Genomic DNA, 23086 nt, shown 5'->3' on the forward strand with positions numbered 1-23086 from the left:
GGCGGCAGGGACGTTTCACAATCGAGAGCGTAGAGATGAAAATCGGGGCATGGATTGCGGGCTCAGCCGCCGGTGTTGGCGCGGCGGCCTTGGGAATTGCGGCGCTCGGCGGGGCCCAGGCCCAGGGCTACAACGCTCCGCCGCCCGGAAGCTACTGGCAGAGCTGCCAGAGGGTGCGGGTGGTGGGCACGGTCGACCCGCTGCTGGTCGCCGAGTGCCGTGACCGCAACGGCCGTTATCGCAGCACCTCACTCCAGTTCGAGGCGTGCCGCAGCGAGATCACCAACCAGGACGGCGCCCTCACCTGCATGCGGGGCGGCCGCGGCCCCGGCGGCTGGCAGGGCGGCGGCTACGGCAACGGCGGCTATCAGGGCGGCGGGTATCAAGGCGGAGGCTACCAAGGCGGATACCAAGGTGGTGGCTATGGTGATGGCCGACCCCCGGGCGGCGGCTACGGTGGCGGCTACGGAAACAACGGCGGCGGCTACGGCGGCGGCTATGAGCGCCCTAGGCCCACGGGCGGCGTCATCACCCTCTTTGACGGGATCGGTTTCGCCGGCGCCGGCTACCGCGCCACCAGCGAGGTCACCAACCTGCCCAAGCAGTACAACGACCGCGGCCTCAGCCTGAAGATCGAGCGCGGCGAGTGGGAAGTCTGCACCGACAAGGACTTCGGCGGTCGCTGCCAGACCTTCCGCAGGGACGTGTCGGACCTGAACCAAGTGGGCATGGCCTACGCCATCACCTCCATGCGGCAGGTTCGATAACCGCGCAGAGAAAAGGGCCGCCCGGGTTTCCCCGGACGGCCCTGATCTTGGCTGAGAGGCTGGAGCCTACTCGACGATCTTGGCCACGACGCCGGCGCCGACGGTGCGGCCGCCTTCGCGGATGGCGAAACGCAGGCCCTGGTCCATGGCGATCGGGGTGATCAGTTCCACGTCCAGTTCGGCGTTGTCGCCCGGCATGATCATTTCCACGCCTTCCTTCAGCTTGATGATCCCGGTCACGTCGGTGGTCCGGAAGTAGAACTGAGGACGGTAGTTGGTGAAGAACGGAGTGTGACGGCCGCCCTCTTCCTTGGTCAGGATGTAGGCCTCGGCCACAAACTTGGTGTGCGGGGTGATCGAGCCCGGCTTGCAGAGAACCTGGCCGCGCTCGACGTCTTCACGCTTGGTGCCGCGCAGCAGCACGCCCACGTTGTCGCCAGCTTGACCCTGGTCCAGCAGCTTGCGGAACATTTCCACGCCCGTGCAGATGGTCTTCTGGACGGGGCGGATGCCGACGATCTCGACTTCCTCGCCAACCTTCACGATGCCCTTTTCGATCCGGCCGGTCACAACCGTGCCGCGGCCCGAGATCGAGAAGACGTCTTCCACCGGCATCAGGAACGGCAGGTCCACCGGACGCTCCGGCTGCGGGATGTAGGCGTCGACGGTCTCCATCAGCGCCAGGATCGACTGCTCACCGATCTTCGGATCGCCGCCGTCGATGGCCACCTTGGCCGAACCCATGGTGATCGGGATGTCGTCGCCCGGGAACTGGTACGACGAAAGGAGCTCGCGCACCTCCATCTCCACCAGCTCCAGCAGCTCGGCGTCGTCCACCAGGTCGACCTTGTTCATGTAGACCACCAGGGCAGGCACGCCCACCTGGCGGGCCAGCAGGATGTGCTCGCGGGTCTGCGGCATCGGACCATCGGCGGCCGACACCACCAGGATCGCGCCGTCCATCTGCGCCGCGCCGGTGATCATGTTCTTCACATAGTCGGCGTGGCCAGGGCAGTCGACGTGGGCATAGTGACGGTTAGCCGTCTCATATTCCACGTGCGCCGTGTTGATCGTGATCCCACGCGCCTTCTCTTCAGGAGCCGCGTCGATGTCCGCATAGGCCATCGCCTTCGCACCGCCGGCCTTCGCCAGCGTCATCGTGATCGCAGCCGTCAGCGTCGTCTTGCCATGGTCAACGTGACCAATCGTGCCGATGTTGCAGTGCGGCTTATTGCGTTCGAACTTTTCTTTAGCCATTTCAAGCTCCAGCCCTGTCCGGGCTCGTCCTCTAAACTAGGGTTGGGGTTAGGCGTACTTCTTGATCACTTCGTCGGCGACGGCTTGCGGCACCGTTTCGTAGTGGTCGTAAGTCATGGAGAAGTTCGCGCGTCCTTGTGAGAACGAGCGCAGCGTATTGATGTAGCCGAACATGTTGGCCAGCGGCACGAAGGCGGTGACCACCTGGGCGTTGCCGCGGGTTTCCGTGCCCTGGATCTGGCCACGGCGGCTGTTTAGGTCGCCGATCACGTCGCCCATGTACTCATCAGGCGTCACCACCTCGACCTTCATCACCGGCTCGAGCAGCTTGGGCGAACCCTTCTCGCGAAGTTCGCGGAAGGCGGCGCGGGCGGCGATTTCGAAAGCCAGGACCGAACTGTCGACGTCATGGTAGTTGCCGTCATACAAGGTGGCCTTGAAGTCGATCAGCGGGAAGCCGGCCAGCAGGCCGTTTTCCTTCGAGGTCTCGAGACCCTTCTGAACGCCCGGGATGAATTCCTTGGGGATCGAGCCGCCGACGATGGTGTTCTCGAAGACGAAGCCCGAACCCGGCTCGCCCGGCTCGAACACGATCTTCACGCGGGCGAACTGGCCCGTACCGCCGGTCTGCTTCTTGTGGGTGTAGTCGATGTCAGCCTTGCGGCCGAGGCTCTCGCGATAGGCCACCTGCGGCGCGCCGATGTTGGCTTCCACCTTGTAGGTGCGCTTCAGGATATCGACCTTGATGTCGAGGTGAAGCTCGCCCATGCCCTTCATGACCGTCTGGCCCGACTCCTGGTCGGTGAAGACGGTGAAGGACGGATCTTCGGCGACCATCTTGGCCAGGGCGACGCCCAGCTTTTCCTGGTCGGCCTTGGACTTCGGCTCGATGGCGATCTCGATGACCGGCGCCGGGAAGTCCATCTTCTCAAGAATGACAGGCGACTTCAGGGGATCGCACAGGGTGTCCCCGGTGCGGGTGTCCTTCAGGCCGGCCAGGGCGACGATGTCGCCGGCGAAGGCTTCCTTGATGTCCTCGCGGTTGTTGGAGTGCATCAGCAGCATGCGGCCGACGCGCTCCTTCTTGTCGCGCGAGGAGTTCAGCAGACCCATGCCGGTCTCGAGCTTGCCCGAATAGATGCGGCAGAAGGTCAGCGAACCCACGAAGGGGTCGTCCATGATCTTGAAGGCCAGGACCGACAGCGGCTCTTCATCCGAGGCCTTGCGGACCACCGGCTCTTCGGTCTTGAAGTCGATGCCCGGGGTCGGGGGAATATCCACCGGCGACGGCAGGTAGTCGACCACGGCGTCGAGCAGGGGCTGGACGCCCTTGTTCTTGAAGGCCGAGCCGGCAAGGATCGGATAGAAGGCGCCGGTCAGAACCGCCTTGCGCAGGCACTTCTTGATGACCTCGATCGAGGGCTCTTCGCCGCCCAGATAGGCCTCCATCGCCTCGTCATCGAGTTCGACGGCGTTTTCGATGAGGTAGTGGCGGGCTTCTTCAGCCTTGGCCTGCATGTCGGCCGGGATTTCCTCGTCGCGATAGGTCGCGCCCAGGCCGTCGTTGTCCCAGACCACGGCCTTCATGCGGACCAGGTCGACAATGCCCCGGAGCGAGGCTTCCGAGCCGATCGGCAGTTGGATCGGCACCGCCTTGACGCCCAGCCGCTCGCGGATGGTCTTCAGGCACATGTCGAAGTCGGCGCCGATCTTGTCCATCTTGTTGACGAACACGATGCGCGGAACGTTGTAGCGGTCGGCCTGACGCCAGACGGTCTCGGTCTGGGGCTCCACGCCCTGGTTGCCGTCCAGCACCGCGACGGCGCCGTCGAGCACGCGCAGCGAGCGTTCGACTTCGATGGTGAAGTCCACGTGGCCGGGGGTGTCGATGATGTTCAGCCGGTGATCATTCCAGATGGCGGTCGTCGCGGCCGACGTGATCGTAATGCCGCGCTCTTGCTCCTGCTCCATCCAGTCCATGGTGGCGGCGCCATCGTGGACTTCACCGATCTTATGGCTCTTGCCGGTGTAGTAGAGAATCCGCTCCGTGGTCGTCGTCTTGCCCGCATCGATGTGGGCCATGATGCCGAAATTACGGTAGTCTTGGATTTTGTGCGCGCGGGCCATAGCGGAAGCTCTGCTGGAATAAGCGTTCGGGATAGGCTGAACGAACGGCGCGGGCGGTTTAACTCAAACCGCCCGCGCCGAAAAGGGATGGTTCGTGCTGTCTTACCAGCGGTAGTGCGAGAAGGCCCGGTTGGCTTCGGCCATCTTGTGGGTGTCTTCGCGCTTCTTCACGGCCGAACCCCGGTTCGAGGAGGCGTCCAGCAGTTCGCCGGCCAGCTTCTCGGTCATGGTGTTCTCGCCGCGCTTGCGGGCGGCGGTCACCAGCCAACGGATGGCCAGGGCCTTCCGACGGTCGGGACGCACTTCGACAGGCACCTGATAGGTGGCGCCGCCGACCCGGCGGGAGCGGACTTCGATGCCAGGCGCCACATTTTCCAATGCGGCGTGGAAGGTTTCCAGGGGACCCTGGTCCTTGCGCTTGGCTTCGAGGATGTCGAAGGCGCCGTAGAGGATATTCTCGGCGACGGCTTTTTTGCCTTCGTACATGACGTAGTTCATGAATTTGGTGACCGTCAGGTCTCCGAACTTCGGGTCCGGCAGAACTTGACGTTTCTCGGCGCGACGGCGGCGGGACATTCTTCTTATTCCTTACTTAGGACGCTTGGCGCCGTAGAGCGAACGACGCTGCTTGCGGTCCTTGACCCCTTGGGTGTCGAGCACGCCGCGCAGGATGTGGTAGCGGACGCCCGGAAGGTCCTTAACCCGGCCGCCGCGGATGAGCACAACCGAGTGCTCCTGCAGATTGTGGCCTTCGCCCGGGATATAGCACACCGCTTCGATGCCGGTGGTCAGACGCACCTTGGCGACCTTACGAAGCGCGGAGTTCGGCTTCTTCGGGGTCGTCGTATAGACGCGGGTGCAAACGCCGCGGCGCTGAGGGCAGCCTTTGAGGGCCGGCACCTTGTTGCGCACCGGCTTATTCTGCCGAGGCTTGCGGATGAGCTGATTGACTGTTGGCATCTATTCTCTGCTCTGGAGGCGTGTGCCGTTGGGCCGTGGCGCCTCAGTTGGGGTCCGTGTTCAAGGTTTCGAAACCGGCTCGTTGAACGCAAAAACTCGCCGGCGCGCAGTGGTTCGCGTTCCGGCGGGCTAGGCTGTCCGTTTCGGGACTTGCCGTTCAACGGGGCGAGGGACGAATCCCCGGCCTCGAAAGGAGCGCGGTTCATACTCGCCATGCCCCCCGCCGTCAACGTTTGCGAGCGCGCGGGCCGTCGCGCCGCCTCGTGCCCGCTTTCGGCCATGAATCCGCCGCGCGCGCCCGCGCCCTATGGCCAAGGTTGCGAGGGCGGGGCACGGCATGTCGGAGACAAGGCGTTGGCGGTTAGGGGCCCTTGTGGCCGGGTCGGTGCTGGCCCACGCCGGCGTCCTGGCCATCCTGACGGCCAATCGTCCCCAGCCGCGTCTCTATGAGGGACCCGCCGTCTTCGACATGACCATGGCCCCACGCATCACCACCACGCCGCAGGAGGTCACGCGCCCCCGCCAGCAGCTCCGGCCCCGCCCGTCCCGCTCACGGCCCGAGGACCTGTCGGTGGCGCCTCTGGTGGTTCCACAGGCCCTGCCCCCCGCCCTGCCGGCGACGACGCCACCCAGCCTCACACCCCAGCTCAGCGCCGCCCTGCGCCGCGGGCTGGGCTGCGCCAACATCGCCAGCGCCGGCCTCAGCCAGGCTGAGCGGGATGCCTGCCTGGAGCGTCTGGGCCAGGGCGCGAAGGACGCCCCCCCTTTCCGCTCCGGTCTCAGCGCGGGCAAGCAGGCGCTGCAGGACGCCGCCGACGCCCGGCGCAAGACCTATCGCGACTATCGCGAGGGGCCGATCCCGCCGGGCCTCTCGAGGTCCGACGCGGCCGGCGGCCTCACCGGCCTAGGCGGAACCGGCCACAAGACCACCGTTCCGTTCTAGCTAGACGCGCAACGGCCCGGGATCGCCCCGGGCCGCGCGTGATGTGGATGGAAACCTAGGCGGCGATCACCTCGTCACCGCGCATCAGGGGGGCCTCCAGGGTGGCCCAGTCGATCTGGCCGTCGTGCTTTAGGTTCTCGAACTGCAGGACGCCGAGCGCTTCGAACTTGGGACGAATCTTGTCGGTCAGTAGGCCGATCCGCTTCAGGTTCGGGATCATGCGTTCGAACAGGAAGGTTCGGAACGCCCGGCCGCCCTGGGTGGCGTTGTTGATCTCGATGGCCTCGGCCTCGGTGAAGCCGAACTCCTGGGCCACGTTGGTGGACACCAGGCGATCGCGCATGACGAGGCAGGCCTCATAGGCGAACTGAGCCCGCTCCTCGATCTGATCCTCAGGCAGGGCCCGAATCCAGTCCTCCAGATAGTTCACGCCGAATGCCACGTGCCGGCCTTCGTCACGCATCACCAGCCCAACGACATCGCGCAACAGCGGGTCATCGGTCGTCTGATGGATCGTCTGGAAGGCCGCAAGCGCGAGGCCCTCGATGAGGATCTGCATGCCAATGAACTTCAGGTCCCAGCGCGGATCGGTCAGCACCTTGTCCAGCAGGAATTTCAGGCTGGGGTTGATGGGGTAGATCATCCGGCAGCGTTCCATCAGGTACTTGTGGAACACCTCAACGTGCCGCGCCTCGTCGAAGGTCTGCGACGCGGCGTAGAGCTTGGCGTCATGGGTGGGCGCGCAGCTCACCAACTGGGAGGCCACCATCAGGGCCCCCTGCTCACCATGCAAGAATTGCGACAGGGTCTGGGCGTTGGAGCGGTGGGAGAACTCGCGCTTCTGCTCAGGGGTCAGGGCCTCCCACTTGGGATGGCCAGCAAAGCCCTCGGGGCCCTCCCCGGCCACGACCTCGCGGCGCGGCGGCGGCGCCTGGGTCCAGTCGATGTCCAACTCGGTGTTCCAGTTGAACCGCTTGCCCAGTTCGTAGAGCCGGCGGATCTTGGAATTGGCCGTCTCGTAGTCCCAGTTGTAGGAGCCGGTTAGCGGGGTGTTGAAGATCTCGCGGATCACCTCGACGTCTCGGTCCGACAGGCGGGCGGCGAGGTCCTCGGAATCGAAGGTCTGGACCTCGGTGGGCGGTCCGTCGACGACGGTCACATGCAGCATGACTGACTCCCTTTTCGCCCGGCCTTGCGTCGAGCTCTAGGAGGCAGCCTAAAGATGACGCCGGCGTCATCTTTGATTCAGATCAACATGGACCCCAAAGCAAACGGCCCGGGATCGCTCCCGGGCCGCGCTTACGCACACAGACTGGACTGTTTTCGGGTTAGCCCTCGACCTTCTCGGCCTCGGCGTCCACCGCGATGATTTCCGGCAGCGGCTCCATCGCCTCTTCGCGGCTGGCCGAGAGGGCCTCGTCGCGCTTGGTGGCGATGCGCTGCAGGTTGCGCAGGTACGAGCCCGTGCCCGCCGGGATCAGGCGGCCCACGATCACGTTTTCCTTCAGACCTTCGAGCGTGTCGGTCTTGCCCTGCACCGAGGCTTCGGTCAGCACCCGGGTCGTTTCCTGGAAAGACGCGGCGGAGATGAAGCTGCGGGTCTGCAGCGACGCCTTGGTGATGCCCAGCAGGACCGGCTGGGTGATTGCAGGACGGCCGCCGCGGGCTTGCGCCTTGGCGTTCTCCTCATTCACGTCCGTCATATCGAGGTGATCGCCCTTGAGCAGGCCGGTGTCTCCGGGCTCGAGGATCTCGCCCTTTTGCAGCATCTGACGGACGATGGTCTCGATGTGCTTGTCGTTAATCGGCACGCCCTGCAGACGGTAGACTTCCTGGATTTCGTCCACGAGGAACTCGGCCAGGGCCTCGATGCCCAGGATGCGCAGGATGTCGTGCGGATCAGGGTTGCCGTCGATCAGATATTCACCGCGGCGGATCACGTCACCGTCGTGGACGGCGATGTGCTTGCCCTTCGGGATCAGGAACTCGACCGCCTCGCCACCGTCTTCCGGGGTGATCTTGATGCGGCGCTTGTTCTTGTAGTCGCGGCCGAATTCGACGCGGCCGTCCATCTCGGCGATCACCGCGCAGTCCTTGGGACGGCGAGCCTCGAAGAGTTCGGCGACGCGCGGCAGACCACCGGTGATGTCCCGGGTCTTGGCGCCTTCTGTCGACATACGCGCGATCACTTCACCCGGCTTGATCTCGTCGCCGTCGCCGACGGAGAGAATCGCGCCGACGGGCAGGAGGTAACGGGCCTCGCCGCCGTTGGAGATGCGCATGTAGGCGCCGTCGGCGTCCAGGACCGCCATGGCCGGACGCAGGTCCGAGCCCTTGGTCGAGGTGCGCCAGTCGATGACCACGCGGTTGGAAATGCCGGTGGCTTCGTCGGCTTCTTCGCGAACGGAGAAGTTCTCCACCAGGTCTTCGAAGCGGATCTTGCCGCCGACCTCGGTGATGATCGGAACCGAATAGGGGTCCCATTCGGCCAGGCGCTGGCCGCGCTTCACCTTTTCGCCGTCGCGGACCTTCAGACGCGCGCCGTAAGGCGGCTTGTAGGTTTCACGATCCTTGCCGTCGACCTGCACGCTCATCTGCAAGTTCCGCGACAGACAGATCAGCTCGCCGTCGGGGGCGATGACGGTGTTGCCCCCGGCCAGCTTCACGGTGCCGGTGTTGGTGCTCTCGTAGAAGGACTGCTCAGCCACCTGGGCGGTGCCGCCGATGTGGAAGGTCCGCATCGTCAGCTGGGTGCCGGGCTCGCCGATGGACTGGGCGGCGATGACGCCGACCGCTTCACCGATGTTCACCGGGGTGCCGCGGGCCAGGTCGCGGCCGTAGCAGGTCGCGCAGACGCCGTTGCCGGCCTCACAGGTCAGGACCGAGCGCACCTTCACCGACGGAACGCCGGCGGCGTCGATCAGATCGCAGATGTTCTCGTCCATGTAGGTGTCGGCCGGAACGATGACCTCACCGGTGGCCGGATCCTTGATGTCCTCGGCGGTGGAACGGCCCAGGATGCGCAGACCCAGCGAGACCAGGACGTCACCGCCCTCGATCACGGCGCGCAGGGTGATGCCCCGCGTGGTGCCGCAGTCTTCCTCGTTGATGATGCAGTCCTGCGCCACGTCCACCAGACGGCGGGTCAGGTAGCCGGAGTTGGCGGTCTTCAGGGCGGTGTCGGCCAGGCCCTTACGGGCGCCGTGGGTGGAGTTGAAGTACTCCTGGACGGTCAGGCCTTCCTTGAAGTTCGAGATGATCGGCGTCTCGATGATCTCCCCGGACGGCTTGGCCATCAGGCCGCGCATCCCGCCGAGTTGCTTCATCTGGGCCTGCGAACCGCGGGCGCCGGAGTTGGCCATCATGAAGATCGAGTTGATCTCCAGCTCGCGGCCGTTCTCGTCCTTCGGCTGGGTCGAGATCTCGGCCATCATCTCATCGGCGACGCGGTCGGTGGCTTTCGCCCAGGCGTCGACGACCTTGTTGTACTTCTCGCCCTTGGTGATCAGGCCGTCGGCGTACTGCTGCTCGTACTCTTCCACCAGCTTGCGCGTCTGGGAGACGATCGGCTTCTTCCGCTCAGGGATGATGATGTCATCCTTGCCGAAGGAGATGCCGGCCTTGGCCGCTTCCTTGAAGCCCAGCCCCATGATCTGGTCGGCGAAGATCACCGTCGCCTTCTGACCGCAGTGGCGGTAGACGATGTCGATCAGATTGCCGATTTCCTTCTTGGTGAGGTTCTTCTCAAGAAGCCGGTGGCCGACCGCCGGGTGGTGCGGGAACAGAGCCGAGATCTTCATCCGGCCGGGCGTCGTATCGATCAGCTTACGCTCCAGCACACCGTCAGCGTTCATCTCGCTGTGGCGGGCCTTGATCTTGGAGTGCAGCGACACGACGCCGTGGTCGAGCGCGGCTTCGATCTCGCCCAGGTCGGAGAAGATCTTGCCTTCGCCCGGTTCGCCTTCACGGGCCAGGGACAGGTAGTAGAGCCCCAGGACGATGTCCTGCGACGGCACGATGATCGGACGGCCGTTGGCCGGCGACAGGATGTTGTTCGTGCTCATCATCAGCACGCGCGCTTCCAGCTGGGCTTCCAGCGAGAGCGGGACGTGGACGGCCATCTGGTCGCCATCGAAGTCAGCGTTGAAGGCCGCGCAGACCAGCGGGTGAAGCTGGATGGCCTTGCCCTCGATCAGCTTGGGCTCGAAAGCCTGGATGCCCAGACGGTGCAGGGTGGGCGCGCGGTTCAGCAGAACCGGGTGCTCGCGGATCACCTCATCAAGGATATCCCAGACGGCGGGTTGTTCGCGTTCCACCATGCGCTTGGACTGCTTGACGGTGCCCGACAGGCCCTTGGCGTCGAGACGCGCGTAGATGAACGGCTTGAAGAGTTCGAGCGCCATCTTCTTGGGCAGGCCGCACTCGTGCAGCTTCAGCTCCGGGCCCACGACGATGACCGAACGGCCGGAATAGTCGACGCGCTTGCCGAGCAGGTTCTGACGGAACCGGCCCTGCTTGCCCTTCAGCATGTCGGCGAGCGACTTCAACGGACGCTTGTTGGCGCCGGTGATGACCCGGCCACGACGGCCGTTGTCGAACAGGGCGTCGACGGCTTCCTGCAGCATCCGCTTTTCGTTGCGGATGATGATGTCGGGCGCGCGCAGCTCGATCAGGCGCTTCAGGCGGTTGTTACGGTTGATGACCCGGCGATAGAGGTCGTTCAGGTCGGAGGTAGCGAAGCGGCCGCCGTCCAGCGGCACCAGTGGACGCAGTTCCGGCGGGATCACGGGGACCACCGACAGGATCATCCATTCCGGCTTGTTGCCGCTTTCGATGAAGCTCTCGATCAGCTTCAGACGCTTGGACGTCTTCTTCAGCTTCATTTCCGAGGTGGTGGTGAGGAGGTCCTCACGCAGCCGGTCGGCTTCCTTGGGCAGGTCGATGGCGCGCAGCAGGCCCTGGACGGCTTCGGCGCCGATCTCGGCGGTGAAGCTGTCGTCCCCGAACTCTTCCTGGTAGCGCATGTACTCGTCTTCCGAGAGCAGCTGGTGCTGCTTGAGCGGGGTCAGGCCCGGCTCGGTGACGATGTAGTGCTCGAAGTAGAGGACGCGCTCGATGTCCTTCAGGGCCATGTCCAGCATCATCGAGATGCGGCTGGGCAGGGACTTCAGGAACCAGATGTGGGCGACCGGGCTGGCCAGTTCAATGTGGCCCATCCGCTCGCGGCGGACGCGGGCCAGGGTGACCTCCACGCCGCACTTCTCGCAGATGATGCCCTTGTACTTCATGCGCTTGTACTTGCCGCACAGGCACTCGTAGTCCTTGGTGGGACCGAAGATCCGCGCGCAGAACAGGCCGTCACGTTCCGGCTTGAACGTGCGGTAGTTGATGGTCTCGGGCTTCTTGATCTCGCCGAACGACCACGAGCGGATCTTCTCAGGCGAAGCCAGGGCGATGCGGATACGGTCGAAGGTCGGAACGGCCTGGACCGGGTTGAAGATATTCAGGACTTCCTGGTTCATTTGAATTCCAGTTCGTCAGCAGTTTCAGTGGCGAAGCGGGAGGAGCTGACGGGCCCCTCCCCTCGCATAGACGATGGCGGCGGAAGCGCGCCTTAGCCGTTCTCGAGCTCGACGTTCAGGCCCAGGGAACGCATTTCCTTGACCAGCACGTTGAAGCTTTCCGGGATCCCGGCCTCGAAGGTGTCGTCGCCGCGGACGATGGACTCGTAGACCTTGGTCCGGCCGGCCACGTCGTCGGACTTCACCGTCAGCATTTCCTGCAGGGTGTAGGCCGCGCCGTAGGCTTCCAGAGCCCAGACCTCCATCTCCCCGAACCGCTGGCCGCCGAACTGGGCCTTGCCGCCCAGCGGTTGCTGGGTGACCAGGCTGTACGGGCCGATGGAACGGGCGTGGATCTTGTCGTCCACCAGGTGGTGCAGCTTCAGCATGTAGATGTAGCCGACCGTGACCGGGCGCTTGAACTGCTCGCCAGTCTGACCATCGTACAGGATGGACTGACCGGAACGGGCCAGACCCGCCTTTTCGAGAAGGTTCTCGATGTCGTCGATGTGGGCGCCGTCGAAGACCGGGGTCGCGAAGGGAACGCCCTTGGACAGGTTCTTACAGAGCTCGATCAGTTCCTCCTCGGTGTCGGGGAGTTCCTGGTCCTTGCCGTAGATGCTCACCAGGTGGTCGACGAGGGCCTTCTTCTGGCCGCCGTTCTGCCAAGCTTCCAACAGTTCGGAGATCTGACGGCCGAGACCGGCGGCCGCCCACCCTAGGTGGGTCTCGAAGATCTGGCCGACGTTCATGCGCGAGGGCACGCCCAGCGGGTTCAGCACGATGTCGACGTTCTGGCCGTTGGCCAGGTGGGGCATGTCCTCGATCGGCAGGATCTTGGAGATAACCCCCTTGTTGCCGTGACGGCCGGCCATCTTGTCGCCGGGTTGAAGCTTGCGCTTCACGGCCACGAAGACCTTGACCATCTTCATCACGCCCGGGGGCAGTTCGTCGCCCCGCTGCAGCTTGTCGACCTTGTCCTCGAAGCGACGGTCCAGACGCTTGCGGGCCTCGTCGAACTGGCGGCGCATGGCCTCCAGCTCGCCCATGGCCTTCTCGTCGTCCAGAGCGATCTGCCACCAGAGGCCCGGCGCGATCTCGCCCAGCTTCTCGGCGGTGACTTCACCGCGGCCCAGGCCCTTGGGACCCGAGACGGCGACCTTGCCGGTGATCAGGTCGCGGAGGCGCGAGGTCATATTGCGGTTCAGGATCGCGAACTCATCGTCGCGGTCCTTGCCCAGGCGGTCGATCTCGGCGCGTTCGATGGCCATGGCGCGCTCGTCCTTGTCGACGCCGTGTCGGTTGAACACGCGGACTTCCACGATGGTCCCGGCGACGCCCGGGGGCAGGCGCAGGGAGGTGTCGCGGACGTCGGAGGCCTTTTCACCGAAGATGGCGCGCAGGAGCTTTTCTTCCGGCGTCATCGGACTTTCGCCCTTCGGCGTGACCTTGCCCACCAGGATGTCGCCGGGCAGGACCTCGGCGCCGATCGCCACGATGCCCGCCTCGTCGAGGTTGCGCAGGGCTTCCTCGCCGACGTTGGGGATGTCGCGGGTGATCTCTTCCGGGCCCAGCTTGGTGTCGCGGGCCATGACCTCGAATTCCTCGATGTGGATCGAGGTGAAGACGTCATCGCGCACGATGCGCTCGGAGATCAGGATGGAGTCTTCGAAGTTGTAGCCGTTCCAGGGCATGAAGGCGACGAGGGTGTTCCGGCCCAGGGCCAGTTCGCCGAGGTCCGTCGACGGGCCGTCGGCGATGACGTCGCCGGTGTTGACCCGGTCGCCCACGCGCACCAGCGGACGCTGGTTGATGCAGGTCGAGGTGTTGGAACGCTGGAACTTCTGCAGGCGGTAGATGTCGACGCCGGCCTTGGTCGGGTCGTTCTCTTCGGTGGCGCGGATGACGATCCGGGTGCCGTCCATCTGCTCGATCACGCCGGCGCGGCGCGCGACCAGGACGGCGCCTGAGTCGACAGCCACGATGGCTTCCATGCCGGTGCCGACCAGGGGCGCATCCGACTGGATGAGCGGCACGGCCTGCTTCTGCATGTTCGAGCCCATCAGGGCGCGGTTGGCGTCATCGTTTTCCAGGAACGGGATCAGCGAGGCGGCCACGGAGACCACCTGCTTGGGAGACACGTCCATCAGGTCGACGGTGTCGCGGGGCAGCAGGCCCGGCTCGCCATTGACCCGGCCGGCCACCAGCTCCTCGACGATCACGCCGTCCTTCAGGGTGATGTTGGCCTGGGCGATGACGTGCTTGGCCTCTTCCATCGCCGACATGTAGACGACCTCGTCGGTCGTCTTGCCGTCCTTGATGCGACGGTAGGGGCTCTCGATGAAGCCGTACTTGTTCACCACCGCGTGGGTGGCGAGCGAGTTGATCAGGCCGATGTTCGGGCCTTCCGGCGTCTCAATGGGGCAGATCCGGCCGTAGTGGGTCGGGTGCACGTCGCGCACTTCGAAGCCGGCGCGCTCACGGGTCAGACCACCAGGGCCAAGCGCCGACAGACGGCGCTTGTGGGTGATTTCCGACAGCGGGTTGGTCTGGTCCATGAACTGCGAGAGCTGCGAGGAACCGAAGAACTCGCGCACGGCCGCGGCCGCGGGCTTCGCATTGATCAGGTCGTGGGGCATGACCGTGTCGATATCGACCGAGGACATGCGCTCCTTGATCGCGCGTTCCATGCGCAGCAGGCCGACGCGGTACTGGTTTTCCAGCAGTTCGCCGACCGAACGCACCCGGCGGTTGCCCAGGTTGTCGATGTCGTCGATTTCGCCGCGGCCGTCGCGCAGGCCCACCAAGGTCTTGAGGACCGCCAGCACGTCTTCCTTGCGCAGGATGCGCACGTCGTCGGGGCAGTCCAGTTCCAGGCGGATGTTCATCTTCACGCGGCCGACCGACGAAAGGTCGTAGCGCTCGCCGTCGAAGAACAGCGACTTGAACATGGCCTCGGCAGCTTCCACCGTCGGCGGCTCACCGGGGCGCATCACGCGGTAGATGTCGAACAGGGCGTCCTCACGGGCCGAGTTCTTGTCCACCCGCAGGGTGTTGCGCATGTAAGCGCCCATGGTCACCTCGTCGATGTCGAGGGTGTCCAGGGTGGTGAAGCCCTGCTCTTCCAGCGCCGTGATCAGCGGTTGGTCGAGCTCGTCGCCGGCTTCGGCGTAGATTTCACCGGTCTCGTGGTTGACCAGGTCGCGCGCCAGATAGCGGCCCACCAGTGCTTCGGGCGGCAGCAGCAGGGTCGTGAGACCCGCATCAGCGAACTTCTTGGCGTTGCGGGCCGAGATCTTCTGGCCGGCGGGGGCGATCTCTTCGCCAGTCTCGCCGTCCACCAGAGGATATTCCGGCTTGGTCCCGCGCCAGCGCTCGGGCTTGTAGGGGGTGGCCCAGCCGGCGGCGCCCTTCTTGGACTGCAGGCGCTTTTCGTAGGGCACGGTGTCGTAGAAAGTGGAGAGGATCTCCTCACCATCCATGCCCAGCGCCATCAGGAAGGTGGTGGCCGGCAGCTTGCGGCGGCGGTCGATGCGAACGAACACCACGTCCTTGGCGTCGAACTCGAAGTCGAGCCACGAGCCGCGATAGGGGATCACGCGGGCCGCGAACAGCAGCTTGCCCGAGGAGTGCGTCTTGCCCTTGTCGTGGTCGAAGAACACGCCCGGCGAACGGTGCATCTGCGAGACGATGACCCGCTGCGTGCCGTTGACGATGAAGGTGCCCTTCTCTGTCATGAGCGGGATATCGCCCATGTAGACGTCCTGCTCCTTGATGTCCTTCACGGAGCGAGCGCCGGTCTCTTCGTCGGTTTCGAAGACGATCAGGCGAAGCTTGACCTTCAGCGGCGCCGCATAGGTCATGTCGCGCTGAACGCACTCTTCGACGTCGTACTTCGGCTCTTCGAACTCGTAGGTGACGTATTCGAGCACCGCGCGTTCGTTGAAGTCCTTGATCGGGAAGACGGACTTGAAGACCGCCTCCACGCCCTCATCACGACGCTCACCGGCGCGGGTCTCGCGCTGCAGGAACTGTTCGTAGGAGGAGCGCTGAACCTCGATCAGGTTCGGCATCTGCACGGCTTCAGGGATGCGTCCGAAAGAGTGTCGGATCCGCTTTTTACCGGTGAAGGATTGCGCCATTTTATTCCCTTGAGCGACGCGCGGAACGGTTTCCCCGCGTCAGGTCTTAATCCCGCGTCCACCCTCGAACGTCCTTTCGGACGCCGGACGCTGGAGCCCCTGTATCGCCAGGGGCGTTCCCTCGCATGGCCGGAGGGCGTAGGGCCATGCCTCGGAACATAGGCGCGCGTAAAGGAATCGCGTGAGACACGAATCGTATTTTGCGAAGGAGCCGAGATAGGCCTTCTCGCAAAGGATGTGAAGCCCCCAGACTAAATTAGTTCCGGAGCCCCCTGCCCGCCGGCAGGACTGCAAACGCAAACGGGCCCCGGAGATCGCTCTCCGGGGCCCGTCGCAGATACGCGGCGAACCGCGCGTCAGTCTTACTTCACCGAGACGGTCGCGCCGGCTTCGGTCAGCTTCTTGGCGACTTCGTCGGCGACTTGCTTGGACACGTTCTCGACGACGTTCTGCGGAGCGCCTTCGACCAGGTCCTTGGCTTCCTTCAGGCCGAGGTCCGGACGGACGCCGCGGACTTCCTTGATCACGTTGATCTTCTTGTCGCCACCGGCGGTCAGGACAACGGTGAATTCGGTTTGCTCTTCAGCGGCTTCAACCGGAGCGGCGGCGGCGCCACCGGCGGCGACCATGGCCACCGGAGCGGCGGCGGAGACGCCCCACTTTTCTTCCAGCAGCTTGGACAGCTCGGAGGCTTCCAGGACGGTCAGGGCGGACAGGTCATCGACCAGTTTTTCAAGCTTCGACATTTGGGCAGATCCTTAGAGAGTGGGTTTTGTCGGGGAAAATGACGATCAGGCGGCGTCTTTGGCGGCGTAGGCCGACATGACGCGGGCAAGCTGAGCGGCCGGGGCCTGCAGAACGCCGGCGACCTTGGTCGCGGGGGCTTGCAGAAGGCCGATGATCTTGCCGCGGAGCTGGTCGAGGGACGGCAGGGTGGCGAGATTGCCCACCGCCGACTTGTCCAGCACCTCTTGACCCATGAAACCGCCAATGATGGTGAACTTGTCGTTCTCCTTGGCGTACTGGGTCGCGACCTTGGCGGCGGAGACAGGGTCCGGCGCATAGGCGATGGCGACAGGGCCGGTGAAGAGGGCGTCGCCCGCCTCGCCAACCGAACCGTCCAGGGCCTTCTGAGCCAGGGTGTTCTTCACCACCCTCAGGTGAGCGCCTTCCTTGCGGAGGCGGCCACGCAGATCGGTCATTTCCGCAACGGTCAGACCCAGATTGTGGGTCACGACCACGGCGCCGGCGTCGGCGAAGACGCCCTTGAGCGTCTCGATCGTCACCTGCTTTTGAGCGCGGTCCATTGCGGTCTCCATACTCAGGTCCAGCCGCCAGACGATTCCGGCGACCGCATAGATGATCGTTGCGAGGGAAACCCACGCGGCCGATCAGCCTGTCCGAGAGAAGCCGCAGCCTGCGCGCCCATTCGAAACGAATGGTCGATGAGGCGTCATCTTCCCGTCTCCCCGCGGCTGAGGAAGGGCTCTTCCTCGCGTTACGGTCACCGGTGACCCCGGCGACCCCGCAGTTCATGGACAGGATCGAGGCCCGAAGGCCTCGAGCCCACCTCCCCTTGCGGAGAGGCGAAACTTTAGAGGGGCGGGCTCTACACGAGCCGCGCCCGAAGGTCAAACCCTGGGGTCAGGCCCGATGGACGCCGGGCCGCCCATTCTCCAGGGCGAAGCTCGCCAGGTCGCGGATCGGCGAAGTGGCCACAAGGGCGTTCTCCACCGTCCGGAAGGTCATCCGCGAGTCCTTGGGGGTCAGGTCCAGTCGGCCATAGCCGCGAACCTTGCCGTCGAATTGCTTGATATGCGGGTTCTTCGCCGCGAAGACGTCGCTCTCTCCGCCGAGGGAGGAAATGGAGCCGCCGACGAAGGTGGCTGCGACCGGCGGACCATCCAGGGTCTCGGTGAGATTCGCGGCGGCGAAGGCGTGGATGTCGCCGCCAAGTGCGATGGGGTTGGAAACCTTGGCCTCGCGCCAGCGCTCCACGATACGCGCGCGATTGGCAGGGTAGCCGTCCCAGCCGTCGCTGGAATAGAAGCGCGTCGTCTGCTGGGCCGGGTCGCCCAGTTGCAGCTCGGCCATCAAGGTCTGCTGGGCCAGCAGGTTCCACTGGGCCTTGGAGCTGGCCAGGGCGTCGAGCAGCCAGGCTTCCTGCGGCTTGCCCAGGATCGAGCGTGTGGGGTCGCGGCGTTCCTCGCAGTCGCCGATCAGCTTTCCGCGCTTGGGCGGTCCGGCCGGCTGACAGGGCTTGCCGTCGCGATACTGGCGGTCGTCCACCATCTGGATCTGGGCGAGGCTTCCCCAGTCCAGGGCGCGGTAAAGCAGCATGTCGGGACCGACGGGCGCCGCGCGGCGCCGCAGGGGCATGTGCTCGTAATAGACCTGATAGGCCGCGGCCCGGCGGCGCAGGAAACCGGCGGGGTCAAAACTGTCCTGGTCGCGATCGGCCCCGTAGTCGTTGGCGACCTCGTGATCGTCCCAGGTCACCATCCAGGGGGCGATGGCGTGAGCGGCCTGCAGCAGGGGGTCGGATTTATAGGTGGCGTAGCGGACGCGATATCCGGCCACGTCCTTGGGCTCGGGGTTGGCGTGCAGCCGCACCGCGCCCTTGCTGCCGGGATTGCCCTCGTAGATGTAGTCGCCGAGGAACAGGATCAGGTCCGGCGCCTCCTCCACCATGTGAGCGTAGGCGGAGTAGAACCCCGCCTCATACTTCTGGCAGGACGCGAAGCAGAGGCGCAGGCGATCGACCACCGCACCCCTGGCCGGGGCCGTGCGGGTACGGCCCACCGGGCTCTGAGCGCCGACGGCCGTGAAACGGTACCAGTACTCCCGCCCGGGCTTCAGACCCCCAACCTCGACATGGACCGAATGGCCGGCGTTGGGCCTGGCCAGCGCCTTTCCGGAGCGCACCACCTTACGCATGGACTGGTCCTCGGCCACTTCCCAGGCCACCGCCACCGGCTCGGGCGGCATTCCGCCGTCGGGTTCGAAGGGCTTGGGCGCAAGCCGGGTCCAGAGCACGACGCCGTCAGCCTCGGGCTCCCCGGAAGCCACACCGAGGCTGAAGGGATTGTCGGCCAGGGACGGCGAGGCAAACATCCCCCCGCCGATGGCGGCCGGCGCCAGGGCCAGACCGGCCAGGCTGGCGGCCCCGCGCAGCAGCTGACGGCGCGCGATGGATGGAATGTAGAGGCTCATGCACAGCCCTCCCCGGTGACTCGGGGGAGAGACTAGGCGGCGATCACGACAGAATGCCAACGCCAACGAAAACGGGCGGGCCCCGTGGAGGACCCGCCCGCCGTCGTTTAGTCAGCCAGGCCGGCTCAGGCGCCGACGGAGGTGGTGTCGACCTTGAAGCCCGGGCCCATGGTGGACGAGAGGCTGATGCGCTTGATGTAGATGCCCTTGGCGCCCGAGGGCTTGGCCTTGTTCAGGGCGTCGACCAGGGCGCGCACGTTGGCCAGCAGGGCGTCTTCGGTGAAGCTCGCCTTGCCGATGCCGGCGTGGATGATCCCGGTCTTCTCGGTGCGGAACTCGATGGCGCCGCCCTTGGCGTCCTTCACGGCTTGACCGACGTTGGGGGTCACCGTGCCGACGCGCGGGTTCGGCATCAGGCCGCGCGGGCCCAGCACCTTACCCAGACGGCCGACGAGGGCCATCATGTCCGGCGTGGCGATCACGCGGTCGAACTCCATGAAGCCGCCCTGGATGCGTTCCACCAGCTCTTCGCCGCCGACGATGTCGGCGCCGGCCGCGGTGGCTTCAGCAGCCTTGGCGTCCTTGGCGATGACGGCGACGCGGACGTCGCGGCCGGTGCCGGAGGGCAGGTTGACCACGCCGCGGACCTGTTGGTCGGCGTGGCGCGGGTCGACGCCCAGGTTGACGGCGATCTCGATGCTTTCGTCGAACTTGGCGGTGGCGTTGGCCTTCACCAGTTTGACGGCGTCGGTGACAGCGTGGTTGGCGAGACGGTCGCCGGTCCAGGCCTGGATGCGCTTGGCTTGCTTAGCCATGTCTTAGGCCTCCACGATCGAAAGACCCATCGAGCGGGCGGAGCCCTCGATGATCTTGGCGGCGGACTCAACGTCATTGGCGTTGAGGTCCTTCATCTTCTTCTCGGCGATGTCGCGCAGCTGGGCGCGGCTGATCGAGCCGGCCGTGTCACGGCCAGGCGCCTTGGAGCCGGACTTCAGGCCGAGCGCTTCCTTGATGAAGTGGGTCGCGGGCGGGGTCTTGGTGATGAAGGTGAAGGACTTGTCCTGATAGACGGTGATCACCGTCGGCAGGGGCGTGCCTTTGACTTCCTTCTCGGTGCGGGCGTTGAACTCCTTGCAGAAGCCCATGATGTTGACGCCGCGCTGACCCAGAGCCGGCCCGATGGGCGGCGAAGGCGTTGCGGAGCCCGCGGGCACCTGCAGCTTGATATAGCCCAGAATTTTCTTGGCCATGTTCTCCTCTTTGACCGGACGTCCGGTCTGTTGAGCCGTGGTCCGACCCTGGCTGGGCCTCCCACGGTTTTAAAAGCCCCTCCCCGCGAATGCGGGAAGCGGCGGCGCCAGTCAGGTCGTCTTTTCGACCTGGCTGTATTCGAGCTCGACCGGCGTGGCGCGTCCGAAGATGGACACCGTCACGCGCAGGCGAGAGCGTTCCTCGTCCACCTGTTCGACCGAGCCGTTGAAGCTGGCGAACGGACCGTCGGTGACGCGGACCTGTTCCCCGATCTCGAACTGGATCGTGGGCTTGGGCCGCTCGACGCCTTCTTCAATGGCGCCGATGATCCGGGCGACTTCCTTTTCCGAGACGGGCATCGGCTTGTTCTGGCTGCCCAGGAAACCGGTGACCTTCGGAGTGTTCTTGATGAGGTGGTAGGCTTCGTCGGTCAGCTCCATCTTCACCAGGACGTAGCCAGGGAAGAACTTGCGCTGGACGTCGATCTTGCGGCCGCGGCGGATTTCGGTGGCGGCTTCGGTCGGGACCAGGACCTCGGAGAAGTTCTCCGCCAGTCCCTGGGACTTGGCCTGCTCTAGGATCGAGTCCTTCACCTTGCCTTCGAAATTCGAATAGGCGTGCACAATATACCACTTGTGGTGGGGATTGGCGGCGACGGCGACTTCGGGGGTTTCAGCGTTCATTTCGACTATCCCGCGTTCGCGAGCTTGAGGAGGAAGGCCATGGCGAGGGTCAGGGCCCCATCCACCAGGGAGAAGAAGATCGCGGCGAGCACCACCATGATCCCGACCATCACCGAGGTGATCCAGGTCTCCTTGCGGGTGGTCCAGGTGATCTTGCGCCCCTCGGCGCGGACTTCCCGGAAGAACTGGCCGGGGCTGGTCTTCTTCTTCGGCGCGGCCTGCGCCAGGGCCGAGGCAGGCGCGATCGCCGCCGCCGTCTTGGCGGCGCGGTTCTTCATCGCTTGCGGCGTGGAACCCGGTTTCCTGGCCATCTAGGCGCTCGACACTCTCTACATACGGGCGGCGGACCTCCGCGCCCTTGGACGTCACATATAGGTTGGCAGGAGCGGAGGGACTCGAACCCACGACCCTCGGTTTTGGAGACCGATGCTCTACCAGCTGAGCTACACTCCTACGAACCACCCCCTGGCAAGGGCAGCCTCCGGACAATGAACAGCGCGCCGGAAAGGCTCCCGGCGCGTGCTCATCGCTAGAGCCGGGTCGTTTAGCAGTGGCCGTCTTCCCAAGCAATAGTCGCAGGCGCGGATCGAAGCGGGGCAGGCCCGCGTTTCCACGAAAGCCGCCACCTCAGGAAATCCCATGCCAGACGTAGACCCCAACGCCGCCAGGAACCGCGACGAGGACATGAAGCCCGCCTCCCCGCCCCGGCCCGCGACCGAACCCGCGGGCGGCAAGGATTCGAGTCGCAACGACAAAACCCTGACCAACCCGTCCACCGGAGAGCCCGAGCCTGGCGCGCCGAGCCCCACCTAGGGCGCCAAGCGGGACGGTCGGCCACCCCTCATGGCGTCCTAGTCCGCCACCAGCCCCATCAGGCCGAGACCCAGTCCCAACCCGAGGCCAATCGAGGTCCTAGGGTGACGCCGGCCCAGATCGCCGAGCGTCTGGGACGCGGCGAGGGCGCGTCCGTCCAGCCGCGGCTCGCAGGCGGTGATCCTGTCCCAGCGCCTGTCCAGCCGTCGGCCGGCGCGGCTCATGCTCGCGCGGAGGTCTGGTGCATGCGCCAGGGCCAGATTGGCGGCCGCACGCGCAGCTTCCACCCATCCGCCGGCTGTGGCGTCCCCCTCGAAGACCGGCTGTCCAGGTTCGGCGAAGTCGCGCTTGTAGTCCTCTCCGGCGGGTCCGAAATCGACGGTGGCGATACCCTGGTCCGGAGCCGCCCTCAGGGTCTCCAGGGTCATCAGGGCTCCGGGGGAATAGCGGGCGAATTCCGCATCATAGACTGGGAACCAGAGGTGGTAGGCGCTGCCTGACCTCAAACCCACCTCGGCCGCCACGATCCGGGAGCCGGCCCGCAGCGTGGCGAAGCGCAGGCCGAAGTCGTCGCTGGCCAGGGTCGACAGCCGGCGCAGGAAGGGCATGGTCCAGGGACTGGCGAAGATGTCGTGCTGGCCCGTGCGCCGCATCTGGGCGCGCTTGAGGCGGAAGATCAGGTCCAGGACCCCTTCCCCATCGGCGTCGAAGGTGAAGTCGAGCGGGCCCAGGGTCTCGGCCAGACGCCGCCCCCGGCGTCGCTTGTCCTTGAAGAACTCGGCCGGGCGGCGCGCGGTATAGGCCTCAAAGCCGTCAGAGAGATCGGCGACCATGGCGGGGCGTGACGAGAGTCGCGAGCCGCCGCCGTCGCCCACCAGGCCGCTGAACCGGAATCTGCGGGCTCCCAGCAGCCCGACGACAGCGGCCAGGTCCACCGCGGCGCCCGGAGCCGACAGCAGGCCGTGATAGTCGGTGAGGGGCGCGGCGATCGGCTGGATCAGCCGGCCACGGCGCTGAAAGGGAAGAAAGCCCACGATCTCGCCACGGCGTCGGATCACCGCCACCTGGGATTCCGGTGCGGCCTCACCGGCCGCCAGGACGTAGCGGAAATCGAAATAGGGACTGCGGAAGGCGGGATCGGCCGCGCGGAACCGCGACCACAGGTCGCGCGCAGGGACGCTCAAGTCCTCCGGCCGGCAGGTCTGCACGCTCAGGTCCGGCACCATCGCCCTACTCATCCTCACCATTCGGCGCAGACGTTAAGCGTGACCGGTAAAGAACGTGTATTCCACAACCGCGCAGAGAAAAGGGCCGCCCGGGTTTCCCCGGACGGCCCTGATCTTGGCTGAGAGGCTGGAGCCTACTCGAC

18 protein-coding genes and 1 tRNA gene are annotated in these 23086 nt (G+C 65.4%); 3 read left to right on the top strand and 16 right to left on the bottom strand.

Translation table 11 applies throughout. The features are described from left to right. Positions 1–35: 35 nt before the first annotated feature. On the top strand, positions 36–767 hold the full coding sequence (locus OCL97_RS18640) for a beta/gamma crystallin-related protein (RefSeq protein WP_377371291.1): 732 nt from the start codon (positions 36–38) through the stop codon (positions 765–767). A 66-nt stretch (positions 768–833) separates the two neighbouring features. Here the strand turns inward: OCL97_RS18640 and tuf are convergent, their stop codons facing one another. The 4 genes from tuf to rpsL all read right to left on the bottom strand — a co-directional run bounded on the left by tuf (position 834) and on the right by rpsL (position 5111). After that, positions 834–2024, bottom strand: coding sequence for an elongation factor Tu (gene tuf, locus OCL97_RS18645; RefSeq protein ID WP_377371293.1), 1191 nt, complete (start codon positions 2022–2024; stop codon positions 834–836). 48 nt (positions 2025–2072) lie between these two features. Beyond that, on the bottom strand, positions 2073–4151 hold the full coding sequence (gene fusA / locus OCL97_RS18650) for an elongation factor G (protein WP_305663852.1): 2079 nt from the start codon (positions 4149–4151) through the stop codon (positions 2073–2075). 102 nt (positions 4152–4253) lie between these two features. Next, positions 4254–4727 carry a 30S ribosomal protein S7 gene (rpsG, locus tag OCL97_RS18655; RefSeq protein WP_293492233.1) on the bottom strand — a complete coding sequence of 158 codons (474 nt, stop codon included), beginning with the start codon at positions 4725–4727 and terminating at the stop codon, positions 4254–4256. Between the two features lie 12 nt (positions 4728–4739). After that, a complete protein-coding gene (rpsL, locus tag OCL97_RS18660) occupies positions 4740–5111 on the bottom strand; it encodes a 30S ribosomal protein S12 (RefSeq protein WP_111278705.1) in 372 nt (123 codons plus the stop codon). Between the two features lie 337 nt (positions 5112–5448). On the opposite strand from rpsL, the gene OCL97_RS18665 reads away from it, so the two are divergent. Beyond that, complete coding sequence (locus OCL97_RS18665; RefSeq protein ID WP_377371294.1) at positions 5449–6054, top strand: hypothetical protein; 606 nt, start codon at positions 5449–5451, stop codon at positions 6052–6054. A gap of 55 nt (positions 6055–6109) precedes the next feature. Here the strand turns inward: OCL97_RS18665 and OCL97_RS18670 are convergent, their stop codons facing one another. The 11 genes from OCL97_RS18670 to OCL97_RS18720 form a co-directional block, all read right to left on the bottom strand. Beyond that, entirely contained in the window at positions 6110–7222 is a 1113-nt protein-coding gene (locus OCL97_RS18670; protein ID WP_377371295.1) for a ferritin-like domain-containing protein, read from the bottom strand. 160 nt (positions 7223–7382) lie between these two features. Beyond that, on the bottom strand, positions 7383–11576 hold the full coding sequence (gene rpoC / locus OCL97_RS18675; RefSeq protein ID WP_377371296.1) for a DNA-directed RNA polymerase subunit beta': 4194 nt from the start codon (positions 11574–11576) through the stop codon (positions 7383–7385). A 92-nt stretch (positions 11577–11668) separates the two neighbouring features. Further along, entirely contained in the window at positions 11669–15757 is a 4089-nt protein-coding gene (gene rpoB, locus OCL97_RS18680; RefSeq protein ID WP_305663855.1) for a DNA-directed RNA polymerase subunit beta, read from the bottom strand. A 362-nt stretch (positions 15758–16119) separates the two neighbouring features. Next, entirely contained in the window at positions 16120–16503 is a 384-nt protein-coding gene (gene rplL, locus OCL97_RS18685) for a 50S ribosomal protein L7/L12 (protein WP_305336695.1), read from the bottom strand. Positions 16504–16548: 45 nt separating this feature from the next. Next, positions 16549–17064 (bottom strand): 50S ribosomal protein L10, encoded by a 516-nt coding sequence (rplJ, locus tag OCL97_RS18690; RefSeq protein ID WP_304775590.1) that lies wholly within the window; start codon positions 17062–17064, stop codon positions 16549–16551. A gap of 337 nt (positions 17065–17401) precedes the next feature. Further along, complete coding sequence (locus OCL97_RS18695) at positions 17402–18970, bottom strand: alkaline phosphatase D family protein (RefSeq protein ID WP_377371297.1); 1569 nt, start codon at positions 18968–18970, stop codon at positions 17402–17404. Positions 18971–19095: 125 nt separating this feature from the next. After that, positions 19096–19785: a 50S ribosomal protein L1 gene (gene rplA, locus OCL97_RS18700; protein ID WP_377371298.1), complete on the bottom strand. Its 690-nt coding sequence runs from the start codon at positions 19783–19785 to the stop codon at positions 19096–19098. A 3-nt stretch (positions 19786–19788) separates the two neighbouring features. After that, positions 19789–20220, bottom strand: a complete 432-nt coding sequence (gene rplK / locus OCL97_RS18705; protein WP_304775596.1) for a 50S ribosomal protein L11 — start codon at positions 20218–20220, stop codon at positions 19789–19791. A gap of 111 nt (positions 20221–20331) precedes the next feature. Continuing rightward, a complete protein-coding gene (gene nusG / locus OCL97_RS18710) occupies positions 20332–20904 on the bottom strand; it encodes a transcription termination/antitermination protein NusG (RefSeq protein WP_304775598.1) in 573 nt (190 codons plus the stop codon). A 5-nt stretch (positions 20905–20909) separates the two neighbouring features. After that, positions 20910–21215 (bottom strand): preprotein translocase subunit SecE, encoded by a 306-nt coding sequence (secE, locus tag OCL97_RS18715; protein WP_304775601.1) that lies wholly within the window; start codon positions 21213–21215, stop codon positions 20910–20912. A gap of 66 nt (positions 21216–21281) precedes the next feature. Beyond that, a tRNA-Trp gene (locus OCL97_RS18720) sits at positions 21282–21357 on the bottom strand. 186 nt (positions 21358–21543) lie between these two features. Between OCL97_RS18720 and OCL97_RS18725 the strand changes: the two genes are divergently transcribed. Beyond that, on the top strand, positions 21544–21717 hold the full coding sequence (locus tag OCL97_RS18725; RefSeq protein ID WP_304775603.1) for a hypothetical protein: 174 nt from the start codon (positions 21544–21546) through the stop codon (positions 21715–21717). Positions 21718–21755: 38 nt separating this feature from the next. On the opposite strand, the gene OCL97_RS18730 is transcribed toward OCL97_RS18725, so the two are convergent. Continuing rightward, positions 21756–22955 (bottom strand): GNAT family N-acetyltransferase, encoded by a 1200-nt coding sequence (locus OCL97_RS18730; RefSeq protein ID WP_377371299.1) that lies wholly within the window; start codon positions 22953–22955, stop codon positions 21756–21758. Between the last annotated feature and the right edge of the window lie 131 nt (positions 22956–23086).

Origin of the sequence: Phenylobacterium ferrooxidans (assembly GCF_042714595.1) — a bacterium.
In the GTDB taxonomy this organism is placed as follows: domain Bacteria; phylum Pseudomonadota; class Alphaproteobacteria; order Caulobacterales; family Caulobacteraceae; genus Phenylobacterium; species Phenylobacterium ferrooxidans.